Consider the following 18315-nt stretch of genomic DNA (forward strand, 5'->3'; position numbering starts at 1 on the left):
GGACACTGAGGCGTGACCACTGTGCAACCCGAGGCACGCCTCCTCGTCGTCGAGGACGAGCCCAACATCCGCGAGCTCCTCGCCACCTCCCTGCGCTTCGCAGGGTTCGAGGTGCACGTCGCTGCCGACGGCGCCACCGCCCTTCACCTCGCGACCGTCCACGAGCCCGACCTGGTCGTCCTCGACGTCATGCTCCCTGACATGGACGGCTTCACCGTGACCCGCAAGCTGCGCGACACCGGTCGCCAGCTGCCGATCGTGTTCGTGACCGCGCGCGACTCGGTCGACGACAAGATCAAGGGGCTCACGGTCGGCGGCGACGACTACGTCACCAAGCCCTTCAGCCTCGAGGAGGTCGTCGCCCGGATCCGCGCGGTGCTGCGGCGCACCCGCGGCGAGGTGGACGAGGGGGCCTCGATGCGCTTCGAGGACCTCGAGCTCGACGAGGACTCCCACGAGGTGAGCCGGGGCGGTCGCTCGATCGACGTCTCCCCCACCGAGTTCAAGCTGCTGCGCTACCTCATGCTCAACCCCAACCGGGTCCTGTCCAAGGCGCAGATCCTCGACCACGTCTGGGACTACGACTTCCGCGGCGAGAGCGGCATCGTCGAGTCCTACATCTCCTACCTGCGCCGCAAGATCGACCTCGACGGGGTGCCGCCGCTGATCCACACCAAGCGCGGCGTCGGCTACGTGCTGCGCAAGCCGCCGGAGGCGTAGATGACGGCTCCGACGAGCCCCGCGCCCACGGGCACGCCACCACCTCCCCCGCCGGCCCCGAGCCGCCCCGCTCAGCTGGCCGTGGAGCGGGCCAAGGGGCGCCTGGAGCTGCTCCCGCTGCGGGTGCGCCTGATCGCAGTGATGCTCGTCCTGCTGTTGCTGGCGCTCACCCTCACTGCCGCGGCCACTGCGGCCCTGATGCGCCGCGACCTGATGAGCCGCGTGGACGACGACCTCAAGCGCGCGTCGCCGACCGTTGCCCAACAAGCGCTGAACACGCTGCGCGCCCCGACCCGCAACCGCCTTCCCAGCGGCTACGCGGTCGTCTTCTACCCCACGGATGGCACCCCTGCGGTCGAGATCGACCCGACCGGCGCCCTCACCCGCCCCGGTGTCCCGGACACCCTCGCCCTCGACGACCCGCGGGTCACGTCGCTGGAGGCCTTCACCATCGGCAGCCGCACCGGATCGGGGCAGTGGCGGGCCTACGCGGGCAACCTCAGGGACGACTCGGCGACCTTCATCGTGGCGGTCCCCCTCTCCAGCGTGAGCCACACCGTGCGTCGCCTCGTCCTCGTGGAGCTGCTCATCGGCCTCGCCGTCCTCGTCGCCTGCGCCATCGGAGGGTGGTATGCCGTGCAGCGGGCCTTCCGTCCGCTGCGCCAGATCGAGGACACCGCCGCCGCCATCGCCGATGGGGACCTCGCTCGCCGCATCCCGATGCGCACCGCCAAGGACGAGGTCACCTCGCTGGCCCGGTCGCTCAACGTCATGCTCGCGCAGATCGAGCAGTCCTTCGCCGCCCGCGAGGCCTCCGAGGAGCGGATGCGACAGTTCGTCGCGGACGCCTCGCACGAGCTGCGCACCCCGCTCGCGGCGGTGCGGGGCTACGCCGAGCTCTACCGCCAGGGCGCGGTCAGCGACCCGGCGGACGTGGCCAGTGCGATGACGCGGATCGAAGGCGAGGCAACCCGGATGGGCGGCCTGGTGGAGGACCTGCTCGTGCTGGCTCGCCTGGACGACCAGCGACCGCTGCGTTTCGCGCCCGTCGACCTCACGGTGCTCGCGGCCGATGCCGCACAGGACGCCCGCGCCATCGACCCCACCCGCCAGATCGCCGTGTCCGGGCTGTCCGGGCCGCTGGGCCCGACGGTGGTGCCCGGCGACGACGCCAAGCTGCGCCAGCTGCTGGCCAACCTGGTCTCCAACGCCCTCAACCACACCCCGAGTGGCTCACCTCTCGAAATTGCTGTGGGCACAAGGGAGTCCGATCAGCACATCGTGATGGAAGTGCGCGACCACGGGCCGGGCGTCGATCCCGACAAGGCCCCCAAGGTGTTCGAGCGGTTCTACCGCGCCGACCCGTCCCGAGTTCGTGGGACTGGTGGGGGCAACGGCCTCGGCCTGGCAATCGCCGCGGCGATCGTCAACTCGCACCAGGGCCGGATCGGTGTCGCCCAGACCCCCGGCGGCGGCGCCACGTTCATCGTGGAGCTGCCCACAGCGAACTCTCAGGCAGCGCCCAGCACCCCTTGACGTTGGGCAGGTTGACTCAGGGTCACCAAGCCACACCAAGGAGCGCGATCGTCATGACCCAGATTCACCCGGACACCCGACCGGACACCACCGGTGACGGCGGGCAGCGTCCCCAGCAGCCGACGGCATCGCACGATGACCGGGTGTGGGCAGCTCCAACCCACGACGCTCCCGCCCAGGGCGAGCCGACGGCTCCGGTCTGGTTCGGTCAGACGCAGGGAATCACGACCCCGGAGGACCGCACCGAGGAGCTCCCGCGCGACCATGCGGCGCTCGGCCTTCCGCGCGTCGCAGGAAATCCCACACTTCCCGCGGCGGGTGCCCACCCGGCATACCCGCCGTTCTCACAGACTCCGGCTGGGCCGCCCCCATCCTTTCCCACTCGGGACGGGGCAGAGCCTGCCCAGCCGGGCAAACGGCGTCGACTGACGGAACTCACCGCCGTCGCGGCGCTCGCCGCCCTCCTTGCGAGTGGCGGCACCTACGCCGCGGTCCAGCTGGGCGACGGTTCGCAGTCCTCCTCCACTGCGAACACGTCGACCCTGGGCCGCGGCGCGGACGCCGGTCCAGTCGTCCAGGCGGACGCCACCAACCCCAACTGGACGGCCACCGCGGCTGCCGTCGCCCCGAGCGTCGTCGCCATCACCGTGAAGTCCGGTCAGAGCGAAGGACAGGGGTCAGGCGTCGTGATCGACGCCAAGGGCCACATCCTCACCAACAACCACGTGGTGAGCGGCGCCGGTTCGAACGCGAGCATCACGGTGACCCTCAACGACGGGCGCACCTACAAGGCCACCATCGCGGGCACCGACCCCAGCACGGACCTCGCCGTCATCACCCTGAGCAGCGTCCCGAGCAACCTCAAGCCGATCGCGATCGGCAACTCCGACGACCTCAAGGTGGGCGACCCGGTCATGGCGATCGGCAACCCGCTCGGCCTCGCCGGGACCGTCACCACCGGGATCGTCAGCGCCCTGAACCGCCCGGTGACCACGGCAGCCGAGGACAACAGCCAGCAGCAGGATCCCTTCGGCCAGAGCCTGCCCGGCCAGGACCAGCAGCCCCAGACCAGCAGCGACGGCGACTCCGTCGTGACCAACGCCATCCAGACGTCCGCGGCCATCAACCCGGGCAACTCCGGTGGCGCCCTCGTCAACGCGTCCGGCCAGCTGATCGGCATCAACTCGGCCATCGCCAGCCTCGGCTCGTCGAGCAGCAGCCAGAGCGGAAGCATCGGCATCGGGTTCGCCATCCCGGCCAACGAGGCCAAGAGCATCGCGTCGCAGCTCATCTCCTCCGGCAAGGCCGAGCACGCCTTCCTCGGGGTCACCCCCGGGGACGGCACGGCCTCCGACGGCACCAGCCAGCGCGCCGGCGCCGAGATCACCGCGATCTCGGCCAACACCCCGGCCGCCGCCGCCGGCCTCCAGAAGGGCGACGTGGTCATCGCCGTCAACTCCGAGCGCGTCGACTCCGCCCTCTCGCTGGTGGCGAACATCCGCGAACGCGCCGTCGGCGACAAGGTCACCCTCACGGTGCTCCGCAACGGGAAGCAGCTGAACCTCACGGCGACCCTCGTGGCCAAGGCGGCAGCGACCAACTAGCCAATAACGGTTCGACGCGGGGGTCGCGCGGTGGCAAGGTAGACCCTTGTGTCTGCACCCGCTCCCGCCGCCGAACTGACGCGCGAGCAGGACTACCTCGTGGCCGCGCGAGAGGCCCTCGCCCGGATGCGCGAGCAGACCCTGTCGCTCAAGATCCAGGCGCACGACCCCATCTCCGCCGAGCACCTCGCCCGCACCCTGCACCTGAGGGCCGCCTCGCTCCAGGACGACCCGACGACCACGCTCTTCTTCGGCCGCATCGACACCGACACCGACGAGCGCTGGTACATCGGACGTCGCCACGTCGCCGACTCGGCCGGCGACCCGCTGGTCATCGACTGGCGAGCCGGGATGTCGACGGCGTTCTACCGCGCGTCACGGACCGAGCCGATGGGCGTGGTGCTCCGTCGCCGGTTCGGGCTGGACCACGGCGCCATCACGGCCTACGAGGACGAGCACCTCCAGGACCGGGCCGAGCACGATGTCCGCAGCCAGATCCTGGCCGAGGAGATCGAGCGACCCCGCGTTGGGCCGATGCGCGACATCGTCGCGACGATCCAGCCCGAGCAGGACGAGATCGTCCGCGCGGGCGCCGACCAGACGATCTGCGTCCAGGGGGCGCCGGGCACGGGCAAGACCGCGGTGGGCCTGCACCGAGCTGCCTGGCTGCTCTACGCCTTCCGTGACCGCCTCGCCCGGTCCGGGGTCCTGGTCATCGGCCCCAACCGCGCCTTCCTCGAGCACATCGGCGCCGTGCTGCCGGCCCTCGGAGAGGTGGCCGTCGGCCACACCACCATCGAGGAGCTCGTCGCGTCGGTGCCCGTGCGTGGCACCGACAGCACCGAAACGGCTGTGCTCAAAGGCGATGCCCGCCTCGCCGAGGTGCTCAGGTATGCCGTGTGGTCGGCGGTGCAGCGCGCGACCGAACCCCTCGTGGTGCCGCGCGGCGTGCGCAAGTGGCGCGTCCCGGCATACGAGGTCAACGAGATCCTGGACGAGCTGAAGGCGAGGGGCGTCCGCTATGACGCGGCGCGCCAGATGCTGCCCCAGCGACTCGCGCACGCGGTCCTCCTCCAGCTGGAGGGCGCAGGCGACTCACCCGACGACCGCGTGCAGGACCAGGTCGCCCGCAGCGCGATCGTGAAGAAGTACGTCGCCTCCCTGTGGCCGGCGCTCGACGCCAAGGCCGTGCTGTACTCGCTGCTGTCCGACCCCGACGTCCTGGCGCGCCACTCGCAGGACCTCCTGACCGACGACGAGCGCCGGATCCTGCTGTGGGAGAGCCCGGCTCGCTCCAAGGGGACCGTTCGCTGGTCGCGGCCCGACACCGTGCTGCTGGACGAGCTCGGTGACCACATCGCCCGCACGCCGTCGCTGGGGCACGTCGTCCTCGACGAGGCGCAGGACCTCTCCCCCATGCAGCTACGCGCCGTCGGACGTCGGTGCTCGACCGGTGCGGCGACGGTGCTGGGCGACATCGCCCAGGGGACGACGCCGTGGGCCACCGACTCGTGGGAAGCCTCGCTGCACCACCTCGGCAAGCCGGGCAGCCACGTCGAGGTCCTCGACCGGGGGTTCCGCGTGCCCGCAAGCGTCATCGAGTACGCCGCCCAGCTGCTCCCCCACATGGCGCCAGGTCTCGGCGCACCGGTGTCGGTCCGCGACAACCGGGGCCGGCTCGACCTCGTCGCCGTGACCTCGGGCGACCTGCTGGCCCACACCGCCGGCGTCGTGGCCGGCGAGCTCGCCGAGCCCGGCTCGATCGGTGTCATCGCTCCCGACGACCTGGTGGCGGAGGTGTCGAAAGCCCTGAGCCACCACGGGATCGAGCACGGCGTGCTCGGGCAGGACCACGGCGACATCGACCACCAGGTCGACGTCGTGCCGGCCACGGTCGCCAAGGGCCTCGAGTTCGACCGGGTCATCGTGGTCGAGCCGGCCGCCATCGCCGCTGCCGAGCCCGACCAGCGCACCGGGCTGCGGCGGCTCTACGTCGTGCTGACCCGAGCGGTCTCGGCGCTCACGGTCGTCCACGCCGAGCCGCTGCCCCTCGAGCTCGCCCAACGGCCCTAGCCGGGGGTCTCGCGCGTCGTCCGACGACTCCCGCCCAGACGAGCTCGCGCTCTGTCAGACTCGGCCCGTGCCGGCACTCATCACGTGGTGGAAGCTCGACGTCGCCGACCTCGCTCCGCGCGCGCACTCTGACGCCGTCCTCGCGATCGGGGCCGACCTGGTGCGCAGGCTCGACGAGGAGCACCGCAGGTACCACACGACGCGACACCTCGTGGAGCTGTTCTGGGCGCTCGAGGACCTGGAGCGCGCCCACGTCATCTCGGCTCGTGAGGCGGCACTGGGCCGGATGGCGGGCTGGTTCCACGACGCGATCTACGACCCCACCACGCCCCCCGGCGACAACGAGATCCACAGCGCCGAGCTCGCCGTCCGGGACCTCAGCGCCCTCGGCTTCGCGCCGGACGACATCGAGACGATCCGCGACCTCGTCCTCGCCACGCAGACCCACGAGCTGGCCCACGACGGCCTGCCCGCCGCCTTCCACGACGCAGACCTGTGGATCCTCAGCGCCCCGCACGGCCGCTACGACGAGTACACAACCCAGGTGCGCGAGGAGTATGCCGCCGTGCCCGACGACGTGTTCGCCTCCGCGCGGGCGGCGATCCTGCGGCCCTTCATCGACCGCGAGTCGATCTACGCCACGGCCTTCGCCCGGGAGAACTGGGAGGACGCCGCCCGTCTCAACCTGGCGGCCGAGCTGGAGACATTGACGGCGGCACGTCCTCGATGAGCGGCCACCAGAAGCGCCCGCCGGAGCGGTTCCGGAACTCCTCCACGCTGACCCACTGGGGGTCGACCGCGTCATCCTCCGTGGCGGTCAGCTCCGGTGCCACCGAGCGGATGCGGGCTCGGTAGAGCTGCATCGCACCACCGGCGACAGGCCATCGTCCGGGCGTCTGCGGCTCGAACCGCTCCTCCCCCCACGGCGTCAGGTCCTCGTCCGCCAGGACGAGACCGGTCTCCTCCCGGACCTCGCGCAGCACGCATTCGAGCACGGTCTCGCCCTGCTCGCGGGCACCACCGGGAGGCCCCCACTCGCCGCGGCGCGGACTGAACACCACGGCATACCGGTCCTCGGCATCCTGGAGCACGACCATGGCGGCGAACACCTGCGACTCCGGCGCGAGCTCGTCGGAGCGGACGAGCTCGACGTGGGCCACCGAACCATCGGCGAAGGGCACGTCCCGCAGCTGCGCCAGGACGGTCCGACTCATCGTCGGCGTTCCAGGTGCTCCAGGTACCCGATCAATGGCCACCAATGGCGTTGTGAAAGTTCGGTTTTCGCGCGGTCGGGCGCCAGCCAGATGCCGTGACTCGCCTCGTCCCCCAGGGCGAGACGGTCGCTGTACACGGCGAAGCACGCCTTCGGGGCGGGCCACGGATAGTCCGCATCGGGTGACGGCACGGTGTTGCGGACGTAGCCCAACAGCGTTGGCGAGACGGCAGAGGGCGAGCCCATCAGGTCGTCGACCATCTCGGCGAGCTTCTCCAGCGGCGACCGGTCGTCCACCGCGCGGCTCGGGAGGTCCCAGCCACCGTCCGGGCGTTCGACCACCAGCAGCTCCGGCCCGCGCACCAGGGCCAGCCGCACCAAGACCGTGTTGGCCGGCGGCTCGTCCTGACGGGACGCGATGACGTCGGCCCGTGAGCCAGGCGGCAGCCAGGACGCGCCGGGCACGGCCTCCACGACGCGTTCGTGCTTGCGCTTCTGGATCCGCAGGCCGCTGCGCTGCAGGATCCGCACCACCTCTCGCCCGTCGACGGGAGCGGCGCCTGCGGCGACCAGCGCGGCATACCGCTCCTGTGGCACGTCGTAGTGGTCACCCTCGAAACCGCGGCGTGGAATCCCCTGTGCTGCAGCGAAATCGTGGAGCTCTTCATAGGAGGTGTCGCTGACGAGATGGGACCACAGGCGGCCGTGGGCCGGCCAGGCAGGCGGGTCGATCCAGATCGTCACCCGGCTGACGCTACCGCGCCGCGAAGAGCCCTGTGGATAACCCCGGGCCGACCGCGCACAGGTGCCTAGCCTCGGCACAGGCGGATGTCATGGGGGCACCGCACCGTCAGGAGGACAACCATGTCGGCACAGTTCACGGTGGACACCGAGCGCATCCACTCCGCGTCGGGCGACATCGCCCGCATCTCCAGCGAGATCGACGGCCAGGTCACGGCGATGATGGCGCGGCTCAACGAACTCCAGGGGGCGTGGACCGGCACCGCCTCCGCGCGGTTCCAGTCGCTGGTCGCCGAGTGGCAGGGCACCCAGAAGCAGGTGCGTGCCTCGCTCGACTCGATCGGCGGCGTGCTGGCCGCCGCCGGAGTTCAATATGCCGAGGCGGAGGCGCAGACCCTTCGGATGTTCAGCTGACGTCGCGACACCGTGAGCGCGTGGCACGGATCGTCATGCGTCCGGGCCACGGACCGCAGGTATGCCGCGTGGCCCGGACCGCGCTGGGTCCGGGCCACGCGTCGTGCCGGCCCCGCTACTCGGTGGTGATGGCCTTGAGCACGTCCAGCCGCGAGGCGCGGCGCCCGGGCCAGAGGGCAGCGAGGACACCCACCACGCCCGCCAGCGCGACGAAGATCGCCAGCTGCGGCACGGGGACCGCCAGCACGTCGATGCCGTCGTCGGCCAGGGAGCGCTGCAGACCCCAGCCGGCGCCGAGGCCCAGGACCACCCCGAGCACGGCTCCCAGGAGGGCGATCGCGACCGACTCCAGCCGCAGCATGGTCCGCAGCTGGCGGCGGCTGAGGCCGACGGCCCGGAGCAGTCCGATCTCGCGGGTCCGCTCGATCACCGACAGGGCCAAGGTGTTGACGATCCCCAGCACCGCGATGACGACAGCCAGGCCGAGCAGGGCGTAGATCATGTAGAGCAGCTGGTCGATCGGTTTGCGCTGCTCGGCGGCGAAGGCGTCCTGGTCCTTGAGGGTGACCGTGGGCAGGTCGGCGATGACCTTGTCGATGCCCGCCTCGATGGCCTTCTTGTCGGCCCCGGGCTGACGGACGACGAAGGTCAGGCTGTCCTGCTCCGGACGTCCGTTGGCCGTGGCGGTCGCGATCGAGGTCAGCACGGGGATGTCCATGGCCTCCATCGACCGGTAGATCGCGGCCACGGTGTAGGTGCCTTCCTTGCCGGCGGCGATCGAGGCCTTGACCGTGTCGCCGAGCCCGAGACCCAGCTCCTTGGCGGACTTGTCGGTGAGCATGACCGTGTTTGCGGTGAGGTTGGACAGCTTGCCCTGGAGGACCTCGATCGGCACTGCCCGGGCGAAGGTCGCCGGGTCGACCGCGGCGGCGAACTGGGTGTCGCCGCCCTTCTTGAACACCGTGTAGCGCACCGGGGTGGCCACCTCGACGCCCGGGACCTTGGCCACGTCGGCCGTGATCGTCGACGAGAACGGCTGACCGATGGCGTTGGACACGACGTAGTCGGCCACGAAGTTCTGCGCGATCGACTTGTCGACGCTGGCCTTGGCCGACGCCCCGAACACCGACATCATCGACACCAGGGTCAGGCCGATCATCAGGGCCGAGGCCGTGGCCGCCGTGCGGCGCGGGTTGCGGATCGCGTTCTGCTCGGCCATCACCCCGACCGTCCCGAACAGCCGCCGGTAGACGAAGCCGCAGGCCGCGATCACCGGGCGACCGATCACCGGGCTGGTCAGCGCCACCCCGAGCAGGAGCCCGAACACCCCACCACCGACGTACAACGCCGAGTGGTCGATGTCGGTGAAGGCACCGAGGTAGCCGGCCACGAGCCCCCCGACCATCAGGACGGTGCCCACCAGGAGGCGCCAGCGCAGCGCCGACTCGGGCAGCGCCACGTCATCGCGCATCGCGGCCACCGGCGGCATCTTGCCGGCGCGGCGAGCGGGCAGGTAGGCCGCGATCATGGTCACGAGCAGGCCCACGGCATACGACCACATGGCAGTCGTCCACTCGAAGACGAGGGGTGACCCGCTGAGGTCCAACCCGAACTGGGCGAACAGTGCCTTGATCCCCAGGGCGAGGACGAAGCCGAGACCCAGTCCGAGCGTCGCACCGACGAGGCCGACGACGAAGGCCTCGAAGAGCACCGACCGCGTCACCTGCTTGCGCCCCGCACCCAGGGCGCGGAACAGCGCGAGCTCGCGACTGCGCTGGGCGACCAGGATCGAGAACGTGTTGACGATGAGGAACGACCCGACGAACAGCGCGATCCCGGCGAAGACCAGCAGGAAGGTGTTGATGAACGACAGCGCCTGGTTGATCGAGTTCTGCGACTCCTTGGCGACGGCTGTTCCGGTGACGGCCTCGTAACCGGCGGGCAGCTTTGCCTGGACGGCCTTGGCGAGGTCCTCCTGGCTCACGCCGTCCTTGGCCGTGACCCAGGCGTCGGTGTACTCGTCGCGGCCCCCCAGGTAGAGCTCCTGGGCGGTCCTGGTGTCGAAGAAGGTGAGGGTGGCGCCCACGAGACCCGACTTGAACTCGGCGAGGCCGACGAGGGTGGCGCGGACGATCGGCGTCGAGCTGCTGGTGGCCAGCGTCACCTCGTCGCCGATCTTGTAGCCCGCGCGCTCCGCGGTGCCGGCGTCGAGGACGACCTCACCCTTCTGGTGGGGCGAGCGTCCCCGCTTGATGGATGCCGGGGGCTCACCCGCCGCGGTCGGTGCGTCGTTCCACGACAGACCCAGTCCCGGGGCGCCCTGGCCGCCGATGAGCTTGCCCTTGGTGGACACCACGAACGTGGTGGGGTCGGTGACGTTGCCGTCGGCGCGGGCCACCCCGGGGACGGAGGCCAGGTCGCGGACCATGGCGCCCGGCAGGGTGGCCGACGAGGGGGCGCTGTCGAAGTCGCCGCTCACGCTGTCGGGACGCACGACGACGTCGCCGACCGTGTCGACGATCCCACTGAAGGCCTTCCCGAGGGTGTCGGTGAAGATCAGCGACCCCGAGACGAATGACACGCCGAGGATGATCGCGAAGGCACTCATGAACAGCCGCAGCTTGCGGCCCATCAGGCTCTTCCAGCTGGCACGCAACATGTCAGGTGCCGGCCTGCGCGGAGAGGTGGGCCATCCGCTCGAGGATCTTCTCGGCGGTGGGCTCGCGCATCTCGTCGACGACCTTGCCGTCCGCGAGGAAGACCACGCGGTCGGTGTGGGCGGCGGCGTTGGCGTCGTGGGTGACCATGACGATGGTCTGGTCGAACTCGTCGACGCTGCGGCGAAGGAACCCGAGCACCTCGGCGCCGGAGGTCGAGTCGAGGTTGCCGGTCGGCTCGTCGGCGAAGACGATCTCGGGCTTGCTGACGAGTGCACGGGCGCAGGCGACGCGCTGCTGCTGGCCACCGGAGAGCTCGCTCGGCCGGTGGCTGAGCCGGTCACGCAGGCCGACGGTGTCGATCACCGTGTCGAACCAGGCCGCGTCGGGCGTGCGCCCGGCGATGGCCAGGGGCAACAGGATGTTCTCCTCGGCGTTGAGCGTGGGGATGAGGTTGAAGGCCTGGAAGACGAACCCGATCCGGTCGCGGCGCAGCAGGGTCAGCGCCTTGTCCTTGAGGCGGGTGATGTCGACATCCCCGATGTAGACCTCACCGGAGGTCACCGCGTCGAGGCCGGCGGCGCAGTGCATCATGGTCGACTTGCCCGAGCCGGAGGGACCCATGATCGCGGTGAACTCACCGCGCGCGATGTCGATGCTGACGCCGTCGAGGGCGCGGACCTGCGCCTCTCCCTTGCCGTAGACCTTGTGCAGGTCCACGACCCTCGCGGCGACCGCGCGGTCGGTCGGCGCCGAGGTGGCGTCAGTGGTCAAGGGTGTCGCAGTCATCTCAGGCTCCCGGCTCATGGTGGATTCCGTTCTCGTCAAACGTAGGGATGCATCCGCGCTGACGCATTCAGGTTCAACCCTGAACCCACCCTGAGTGAACCCTCAGTCGGCAGATCCTGACGGTCAGTGCACGACAACCCGGGCAACTTGCCGCAGATCGGGCGCGTCGAAGCGCTCGCCCCTGACCTCCCCGGCCTCCCAGCGGATCACCAGTCCCCGCCCGCGCACCTCGAGCGTGGCGAGGTTGTTGTCGAACCAGGGACCATCGGTGACGTCCCACCGGTATGGGGCGTTGGGCACCTTGTCGGTGCGGTTCACCAGGAGGGCCAGGGGCCGGGCGAGGCCCTTGCCCAGGAGGGCCTGGGCGATGCGGACCTGGCGGGGCAGCGGGTTGCGGATCGGTGAGCAGACGGCCTGGAGGATCGTGCTGCTGCCGGCCGGGAGCTGGTCCGGGGAGATCCGCGTGACGTAGGAGTTGTGCACGTCACCGGACAGGAACGTGATCGTGCCGGGCCGCTGTCCGCGCTTGCCGGAGGCGACCTCCACCACCATGGCCAGCACGGCGGCGAAGCCGTCCTGGAACGCCGCCCAGTGCTCGAGGTCGACGGCGCGACGCATCTTCTCGCCCCACCGGGCGACGCGCGGTCCCCACGCCCCGGTGGCCATCGCCTCGTTGATCGCCTCGAGGTCGTGGATGCCCTGCGCGATGAAGAAGGGCAGGGACGTGCCGATGAACAGGTGGTCGACGTCGCCACGCAGCTGCCCGTCCAGCCACTCCAGCTCGTCGTCGTCGAGGATCGAGCGCCGCTCGGGCTCGAGGACGCGGGCCGCGCGGGAGTCCACGACCACGAGCCGGGACTCGCCGAGGTCCCGGGCGTAGCTCCAGCGGTAGGTCTCGGGCTGGCGGTCGACACGCTCCGCGAGGTCGTCCAACACCCGGGTCAGGTCGAGCTCGTCGGTCGAACCGCCGTCAGCGTGGGCCACGATCTGCTGCCACACCTCGTCCTGTGCCAGCTCCTCGGGCGAGAGGTTGCCGACGTGCTGGTAGACCCAGTAGGAGGCGAGCCCACCGACGATCCGCTCGTGCCACCAGGAGGTCTGGTTGATCTCGCGCTTCCAGCTCTGGGAGGTGTTCCAGTCGTCGCGGATGTCGTGGTCGTCGAAGATCATCGCGCTCGGCAGCGTCGACAGCAGCCAGCGGTTGAGGGGATCGCTCCAGGCCAGGAAGTACAGGTGGGAGTACTCCTCGAAGTCCTTCAGCTCCTCACCGGGCGGCTCGTCGAGGCTGCGCCGCGAGGCGATGAACTCCTGCATCTCCTCGCTGGTCTCGTCGGCGTACACCTGGTCGCCGAGGAAGCAGACGAGGTGGGGCCATTCCTCCTCCGCCCGCTCGGGACGGCTCAGGTGGTACGCGTAGGCGCGCAGGGCGTCCACGCCGTTGCTGGCATTGCCCTCGGCGTCGTGCGGGACTGTCGTGCGGCACGACCCGAAGGCCAGCCGGGTGGGCTCACTGTGCAGCAGGGTCCGGATCCGGCTCGCCGGGAGGTCGGGGTGGTCAGGCGCGGCATGCGGCCAGACCTGCTCGCCGTCGATGTCGACGGCGTAGTCGCTGGCCGTGCCCGGCTCCAGTCCGTCGACGACCACGAGGGCGTAGTGCCGTTCGTGCGCCCCGAAGGTGGGCGCCGACCACTCCCGGTCGAAGGCCCGCACGCGCACCACGGCGGAGTCGCGGGTCTGGACCCAGACCGTCGCCGACGTCTCGCCGATGTAGCGGAGCAGCGGCCCCAGGGTCAGGGGTGACGCGGGGAGGTGAGTCGGCACGAGGACCGTTCTACACGGCATACCCCCTGCGTGGGTAACGACCCTGGACGACGCACCCCTTCGGGGGATGGCGAAAGGGCGGCCCACCTCTCGGTGGACCGCCCTTTCGGCGTTGCGGCGGGAGCCGGGTTGCGGGGTCCTAGAACCCCATGCCACCCATCTCGTCGCCACCGGGGGCCATCGCGGGAGCCTTCTCGGGCTTGTCGGCGATGACGGCCTCGGTGGTGAGGAACAGCGCGGCGATCGACGCGGCGTTCTGCAGCGCGGAACGCGTCACCTTCGCCGGGTCGATGATGCCCGCGGCGATCAGGTCGACGTACTCGCCGGTGGCGGCGTTGAGGCCCCACCCTGCATCGAGCGTGCTGACCTTCTCCGCCACGACGCCGCCCTCGAGGCCGGCGTTGATCGCGATCTGCTTGAGCGGAGCGGAGGCCGCGACGCGAACGATGTTCGCACCGGTGGCCTCGTCACCCTCGAGCTCGAGCTTCTCGAACGCGGCCTTGGTCGCCTGGAGCAGGGCCACGCCACCACCGGCGACGATCCCCTCCTCGATGGCAGCCTTGGCGTTGCGCACTGCATCCTCGATGCGGTGCTTGCGCTCCTTGAGCTCGACCTCGGTCGCGGCACCGGCCTTGATGACTGCGACGCCGCCGGCCAGCTTGGCCAGGCGCTCCTGCAGCTTCTCGCGGTCGTAGTCGCTGTCGGACTTGTCGATCTCGGCGCGGATCTGGTTGACGCGACCCTGGATCTGGTCGGCCTCGCCGGCACCCTCGACGATGGTCGTCTCGTCCTTGGTGACGACGACCTTGCGAGCGCGGCCGAGCAGGTCGAGCTCCGCGGTGTCGAGCTTGAGGCCGACCTCCTCGGAGATGACCTGGCCACCGGTGAGGATGGCGATGTCGGCCAGCATGGCCTTGCGACGGTCACCGAAGCCGGGAGCCTTGACGGCAACCGACTTGAAGGTGCCGCGGATCTTGTTGACCACCAGGGTCGACAGGGCCTCGCCGTCCACGTCCTCGGCGATGATGAGCAACGGCTTGCCGGACTGCATGACCTTCTCGAGGAGGGGCAGCAGGTCCTTGATGCCGGAGATCTTGGAGTTGACCACGAGGACGTAGGCGTCCTCGAGAACCGCTTCCATGCGCTCGGTGTCGGTGACGAAGTAGTGGCTGATGTAGCCCTTGTCGAAGCGCATGCCCTCGGTGAGCTCGAGCTCGAGGCCGAAGGTGTTGGACTCCTCGACGGTGATGACGCCTTCCTTGCCGACCTTGTCCATGGCCTCGGCGATCATCTCGCCGATCAGGGGGTCAGCAGCGGAGATCGAGGCCGTCGAAGCGATCTGCTCCTTGGTCTCGACGTCCTTGGCCATCTCGAGCAGCTGGGCGGAGACGGCCTCGACGGCCTTCTCGATGCCGCGCTTGAGGGCCATCGGGTTGGCGCCTGCGGCGACGTTGCGCAGACCCTCCTTGACGAGGGCCTGGGCCAGAACGGTGGCAGTGGTCGTGCCGTCGCCAGCGACGTCATCCGTCTTCTTGGCAACTTCCTTGACGAGCTCTGCGCCGATCTTCTCGTACGGGTCGTCGAGCTCGATCTCCTTGGCGATGGACACACCATCGTTGGTGATCGTGGGGGCTCCCCACTTCTTCTCGAGGACGACGTTGCGGCCCTTCGGACCGAGGGTGACGCGGACGGCGTCGGCGAGAATGTTCATTCCCCGCTCGAGACCGCGGCGAGCCTCTTCATCGAAAGCGATGATCTTGGCCATTCGGGTGGTTCCTCCCACGCGAAACGTAAACGATGGCCAGCGGGCGCCCGCGACGGACGGACCGGCTTGCGCGGCTCACGTCGCCGTGCTCCCCGGACCTCGCCCTGACTGGCCTGGATTGTCACTCTCATGGTGAGAGTGCTAACGCCATTATTGGCACTCTCAGGGGGAGAGTGCAAACGGGTCGGGCGTCCGGTGGGACAGGCGGTGGGGTTCCGCCGGGGGTCGGGGGGTGGGACGCTCGGCTCATGGCTGCGCACCCTGACCCGTTCGAGGCCTCGAACTTCCTCGTCGACTTCGCCGGCGCGGACGACGCGTCCTTCTCCCACGTCGACCTCCCGGTGGCCCTGCTGGACGAGATCGCCTACCGCTCGGGCAACGACAAGGCCAACGAACCGCGCAAGCAGCCCGGGCTGGCGAGCTACTCGCACCTCGTCCTGAGCCGGGGCCTGACGGCCAACCTCGACCTCTGGGACTGGTGGGAGGCAGCCCGCAACGGCGACCCCACCGTGGACCGCAACGTGGTCGTCAAGCTGCTTGACGGGATCGGTCAGCTCGTCCTGACCTGGAAGTTCCGCAACGCCTTTCCGGCCGTCTACCGGCTGAGCCCGCTGGATGCAGCCTCCAGCGACGTCGTCGTCGAGACGGTCGAGCTCGCCTTCGACTCCATGGACGTGGAGGTCTAGGAGGAGGTCTAGGAGGAGGTCTAGGAGAAGGCCGACGGGAAGGCAGCACGGTAGGAGCGGAGGTCGACCGTCCCGTTGGCGACCGATTCCGCGGCCAGCACGGCATGTCCGACGGCGCGGGTCACGCACTCCCCGGCAGCCACCATCACCGCGTGCAGCTCAGGCAGCTCGGGCGCGGGCCGCTCACCGGTCGCGAGGGTGAACAGCGTGTCGCCGTCGAGCAGCGTGTGCACCGGGTTGACCGCCCGGGCGAGCCCGTCGTGACCGAGCCCGCTCACCTTCTGGCACTGCGCCTTGGTGAGCGTGGCGTCGGTGGCGATGACGCCGATCACCGTTGCCATCCCGGGACGCAACGGCTCCCCCTCGTATGCCGCGGCCGCCCGTTCGCGCGCAGCCGCGAGCTCGTGGGCGGCCGGGAGCGCGACGTCCGCGAACTCCTCACCGAGTCCGTGCCGCCTGGCGAGCAGCTCCCCGGTCAGCTCGTCATAGGGGGCGCCGAACGAGTTGACGACGACCAGGGCCGCGACCGTGGAGCCGTCGTCGAGCACGGCGCTCGCCGAGCCCACAGCACCCTTGAGACCGCCGGCCCGGGCTCCCGTCCCAGCGCCCACACACCCCTGGAGCACCGCGTCGGCAGTGGCCACGGCGAACGCGTCGGCCCCGTCCGCGGCGGTCGGTGCGTTCGCGAACTCTCCACCTCGTCCGAGGTCGAACAGGATGGCGGCCGGAACGATCGGGACCACCTCACCGGGTTCACCCATCGGCCAGCCCAGCCCCGCGGCATACAGGCCCTGGACCACCCCGTCGGCGGCCGCCAGGCCGAAAGCACTCCCGCCTGCCAGCACGATGGCGTTGACGCGGTCGACGAGGTTCCGCGGGTCGAGCAGGTCGGTCTCCCGCGTGCCCGGCGCACCGCCTCGGACGTCGACACCGGCCACCGCTCCCGCATCGGGGGCGAGGACGACGGTGACGCCGGTGAGCCAGCCGGCCTCACGGCGCGTGGCGTGCCCGACGCGCACCCCGGCGACGTCGGTGAGCGAGTTGGTCGGCCCGGGAACTGGGCTCACGCCGGGCCGTCCGGCCCGGTGGCGTCGTCCTGTCCGGGGACGGCGTCGATGACGCAGAACCTGTTGCCGTCCGGGTCCTCGAGGACCACGAAGTCGTGCTCCTCCTCGGGATAGGGCCAGTCCTCGACGCGTCGCGCGCCGAGACCGACGAGCCGCTCCACCTCGTGGGCCTGGTCGTGGGCGTAGAGGTCGAGGTGGAGGTGGGGAAAAGCCTGAGGGGTGGACTCGCCGAGGTTGAGCGAGAGGTTGGGACCCACACCGTCCCTGGGCTGGAGGATGACCCAGTCCGGCTCGGGCTCGTAGCGCGGTTCGTAGTCGAGGACCGCGGACCAGAAGGCCATCGCCCTGGGCACGTCGCTCACGTTGACGACGACCGACCCGATCCGCAGCGCGGCGCCCATCACAGCTCCAGTCGGTAGGCCCGTGCGTCGGCCACGAACCCGACCCGCTCGACCATCGCCGTCGTGTGGACCCCGGCGGACATCAGTACCTGCTTGAATCCAGCGTCTCGCGCCCACTCCACGGCGGCTCGCAGGAGCACTTCCCCGGCACCGATCCCCCGGTGCTCCGGGCGCACGAAGAAGGTGTCGACCACCAGGTCGGCTCCCGCTCCGGACGGGCGGCCCGGCCACGGCAGCGGCTCCACGACGGCCGCCTGGAGGTATCCCGCGTGCTCGTCCCCTGCCTCGGCGATCCAGACCGGGTGGGCGTTGCCGGTCGCCAGCCAGGCCCGTGCGTAGCGGTCGAGGAAACCGGGCTCACCCTGCCCACCCCGGTGGCGGGCGCACTGCAGGGTGAGTGCCGCCACGACGAGCGCGTCGTCGGGTTCGGCCAGCCTGGTTCGCAGCTCACCCACGAGGGCAGTCAAGCACGACCCGGGACGCAACAACGCCCGTACAGTCGCTTCTGCACGGGCGTTGGTGAACCAGGGGGCTCGGTCAGAGCTGGATGCCCAACCGTCGGGCGCTGCGGGCCCGCTGGCGCGACGCGCGCAACCGGCGCAGTCGCTTGATGAGCATGGGGTCGGCCTCGAGGGCGGCCTGGGAGTCGATCAGGGCGTTCAGAACCTGGTAGTAGCGGGTCGCGCTCATGTCGAACAGCTCGCGGATCGCCTGCTCCTTGGCGCCCGCGTACTTCCACCACTGCCGTTCGAAGGCGATGATCTCGCGGTCGCGGTCAGTCAGCTCCGTGGGGGCGCTGACGTGATCCTGCTCGTGTGCGGCGTTCAA

General features: G+C 70.3%; 17 protein-coding genes. 7 read left to right on the top strand and 10 right to left on the bottom strand.

Features of this window, described 5'->3' with window-relative positions:
* Positions 1-12 precede the first annotated feature (12 nt).
* The 5 genes from AC1DXJ_RS13775 to AC1DXJ_RS13795 all read left to right on the top strand — a co-directional run bounded on the left by AC1DXJ_RS13775 (position 13) and on the right by AC1DXJ_RS13795 (position 6663).
* A complete protein-coding gene (locus AC1DXJ_RS13775) occupies positions 13-720 on the top strand; it encodes a response regulator transcription factor (RefSeq protein WP_477615819.1) in 708 nt (235 codons plus the stop codon).
* Positions 721-2256: a sensor histidine kinase gene (locus AC1DXJ_RS13780; RefSeq protein WP_477637236.1), complete on the top strand. Its 1536-nt coding sequence runs from the start codon at positions 721-723 to the stop codon at positions 2254-2256.
* A 53-nt stretch (positions 2257-2309) separates the two neighbouring features.
* A complete protein-coding gene (locus AC1DXJ_RS13785) occupies positions 2310-3860 on the top strand; it encodes a S1C family serine protease (protein ID WP_477637237.1) in 1551 nt (516 codons plus the stop codon).
* Positions 3861-3908: 48 nt separating this feature from the next.
* Positions 3909-5933 (top strand): HelD family protein, encoded by a 2025-nt coding sequence (locus AC1DXJ_RS13790; protein WP_477637238.1) that lies wholly within the window; start codon positions 3909-3911, stop codon positions 5931-5933.
* Positions 5934-6000: 67 nt separating this feature from the next.
* Positions 6001-6663, top strand: a complete 663-nt coding sequence (locus AC1DXJ_RS13795; protein ID WP_477637239.1) for an HD domain-containing protein — start codon at positions 6001-6003, stop codon at positions 6661-6663.
* Here the strand turns inward: AC1DXJ_RS13795 and AC1DXJ_RS13800 are convergent.
* A complete protein-coding gene (locus AC1DXJ_RS13800) occupies positions 6614-7147 on the bottom strand; it encodes an NUDIX hydrolase (protein ID WP_477637240.1) in 534 nt (177 codons plus the stop codon). The two genes, AC1DXJ_RS13795 and AC1DXJ_RS13800, sit on opposite strands and share 50 nt — an antisense overlap.
* Entirely contained in the window at positions 7144-7890 is a 747-nt protein-coding gene (locus tag AC1DXJ_RS13805) for a DUF4031 domain-containing protein (protein ID WP_477637241.1), read from the bottom strand. The genes AC1DXJ_RS13800 and AC1DXJ_RS13805 overlap by 4 nt, the downstream gene beginning before the upstream one ends.
* Before the next feature lie 120 nt (positions 7891-8010).
* Here AC1DXJ_RS13805 and AC1DXJ_RS13810 point away from each other — a divergent pair, with 120 nt between their 5' ends.
* A complete protein-coding gene (locus tag AC1DXJ_RS13810) occupies positions 8011-8301 on the top strand; it encodes a WXG100 family type VII secretion target (protein ID WP_477637242.1) in 291 nt (96 codons plus the stop codon).
* Between the two features lie 115 nt (positions 8302-8416).
* On the opposite strand, the gene AC1DXJ_RS13815 is transcribed toward AC1DXJ_RS13810, so the two are convergent.
* From AC1DXJ_RS13815 to groL, 4 genes are all read right to left on the bottom strand, one after another.
* Complete coding sequence (locus AC1DXJ_RS13815; RefSeq protein WP_477637243.1) at positions 8417-10960, bottom strand: ABC transporter permease; 2544 nt, start codon at positions 10958-10960, stop codon at positions 8417-8419.
* A 1-nt stretch (position 10961) separates the two neighbouring features.
* Complete coding sequence (locus tag AC1DXJ_RS13820; protein WP_477633452.1) at positions 10962-11747, bottom strand: ABC transporter ATP-binding protein; 786 nt, start codon at positions 11745-11747, stop codon at positions 10962-10964.
* Between the two features lie 123 nt (positions 11748-11870).
* On the bottom strand, positions 11871-13568 hold the full coding sequence (locus AC1DXJ_RS13825; protein WP_477637244.1) for an alkaline phosphatase D family protein: 1698 nt from the start codon (positions 13566-13568) through the stop codon (positions 11871-11873).
* A 139-nt stretch (positions 13569-13707) separates the two neighbouring features.
* Complete coding sequence (gene groL / locus AC1DXJ_RS13830; RefSeq protein ID WP_477615830.1) at positions 13708-15333, bottom strand: chaperonin GroEL; 1626 nt, start codon at positions 15331-15333, stop codon at positions 13708-13710.
* A 248-nt stretch (positions 15334-15581) separates the two neighbouring features.
* Here groL and AC1DXJ_RS13835 point away from each other — a divergent pair, with 248 nt between their 5' ends.
* Positions 15582-16019 carry a phage tail protein gene (locus tag AC1DXJ_RS13835; protein ID WP_477633450.1) on the top strand — a complete coding sequence of 146 codons (438 nt, stop codon included), beginning with the start codon at positions 15582-15584 and terminating at the stop codon, positions 16017-16019.
* Between the two features lie 20 nt (positions 16020-16039).
* Here the strand turns inward: AC1DXJ_RS13835 and AC1DXJ_RS13840 are convergent, their stop codons facing one another.
* The 4 genes from AC1DXJ_RS13840 to AC1DXJ_RS13855 form a co-directional block, all read right to left on the bottom strand.
* Entirely contained in the window at positions 16040-17086 is a 1047-nt protein-coding gene (locus AC1DXJ_RS13840; protein WP_477637245.1) for a P1 family peptidase, read from the bottom strand.
* Complete coding sequence (locus AC1DXJ_RS13845) at positions 17083-17487, bottom strand: VOC family protein (protein WP_477637246.1); 405 nt, start codon at positions 17485-17487, stop codon at positions 17083-17085. Before AC1DXJ_RS13845 ends, AC1DXJ_RS13840 begins: the two co-directional genes overlap by 4 nt.
* Positions 17487-17942, bottom strand: coding sequence for an N-acetyltransferase family protein (locus AC1DXJ_RS13850; protein WP_477637247.1), 456 nt, complete (start codon positions 17940-17942; stop codon positions 17487-17489). The genes AC1DXJ_RS13845 and AC1DXJ_RS13850 overlap by 1 nt, the downstream gene beginning before the upstream one ends.
* Before the next feature lie 82 nt (positions 17943-18024).
* Positions 18025-18315, bottom strand: a complete 291-nt coding sequence (locus tag AC1DXJ_RS13855) for a DUF3263 domain-containing protein (protein ID WP_477615835.1) — start codon at positions 18313-18315, stop codon at positions 18025-18027.

It is taken from the genome of Pedococcus sp. P2_D9 (assembly GCF_056404275.1).

Bases quoted from the DNA above. Each gene is read 5' to 3' on its own strand.
- AC1DXJ_RS13845 (WP_477637246.1), bottom strand. From the start codon at position 17,487: ATGGGCGCCGCGCTGCGGATCGGGTCGGTCGTCGTCAACGTGAGCGAC.
- AC1DXJ_RS13815 (WP_477637243.1), bottom strand. From the start codon at position 10,960: ATGTTGCGTGCCAGCTGGAAGAGCCTGATGGGCCGCAAGCTGCGGCTG.
- groL (WP_477615830.1), bottom strand. From the start codon at position 15,333: ATGGCCAAGATCATCGCTTTCGATGAAGAGGCTCGCCGCGGTCTCGAG.
- AC1DXJ_RS13810 (WP_477637242.1), top strand. From the start codon at position 8,011: ATGTCGGCACAGTTCACGGTGGACACCGAGCGCATCCACTCCGCGTCG.
- AC1DXJ_RS13835 (WP_477633450.1), top strand. From the start codon at position 15,582: ATGGCTGCGCACCCTGACCCGTTCGAGGCCTCGAACTTCCTCGTCGAC.
- AC1DXJ_RS13820 (WP_477633452.1), bottom strand. From the start codon at position 11,747: ATGACTGCGACACCCTTGACCACTGACGCCACCTCGGCGCCGACCGAC.
- AC1DXJ_RS13785 (WP_477637237.1), top strand. From the start codon at position 2,310: ATGACCCAGATTCACCCGGACACCCGACCGGACACCACCGGTGACGGC.
- AC1DXJ_RS13780 (WP_477637236.1), top strand. From the start codon at position 721: ATGACGGCTCCGACGAGCCCCGCGCCCACGGGCACGCCACCACCTCCC.
- AC1DXJ_RS13800 (WP_477637240.1), bottom strand. From the start codon at position 7,147: ATGAGTCGGACCGTCCTGGCGCAGCTGCGGGACGTGCCCTTCGCCGAT.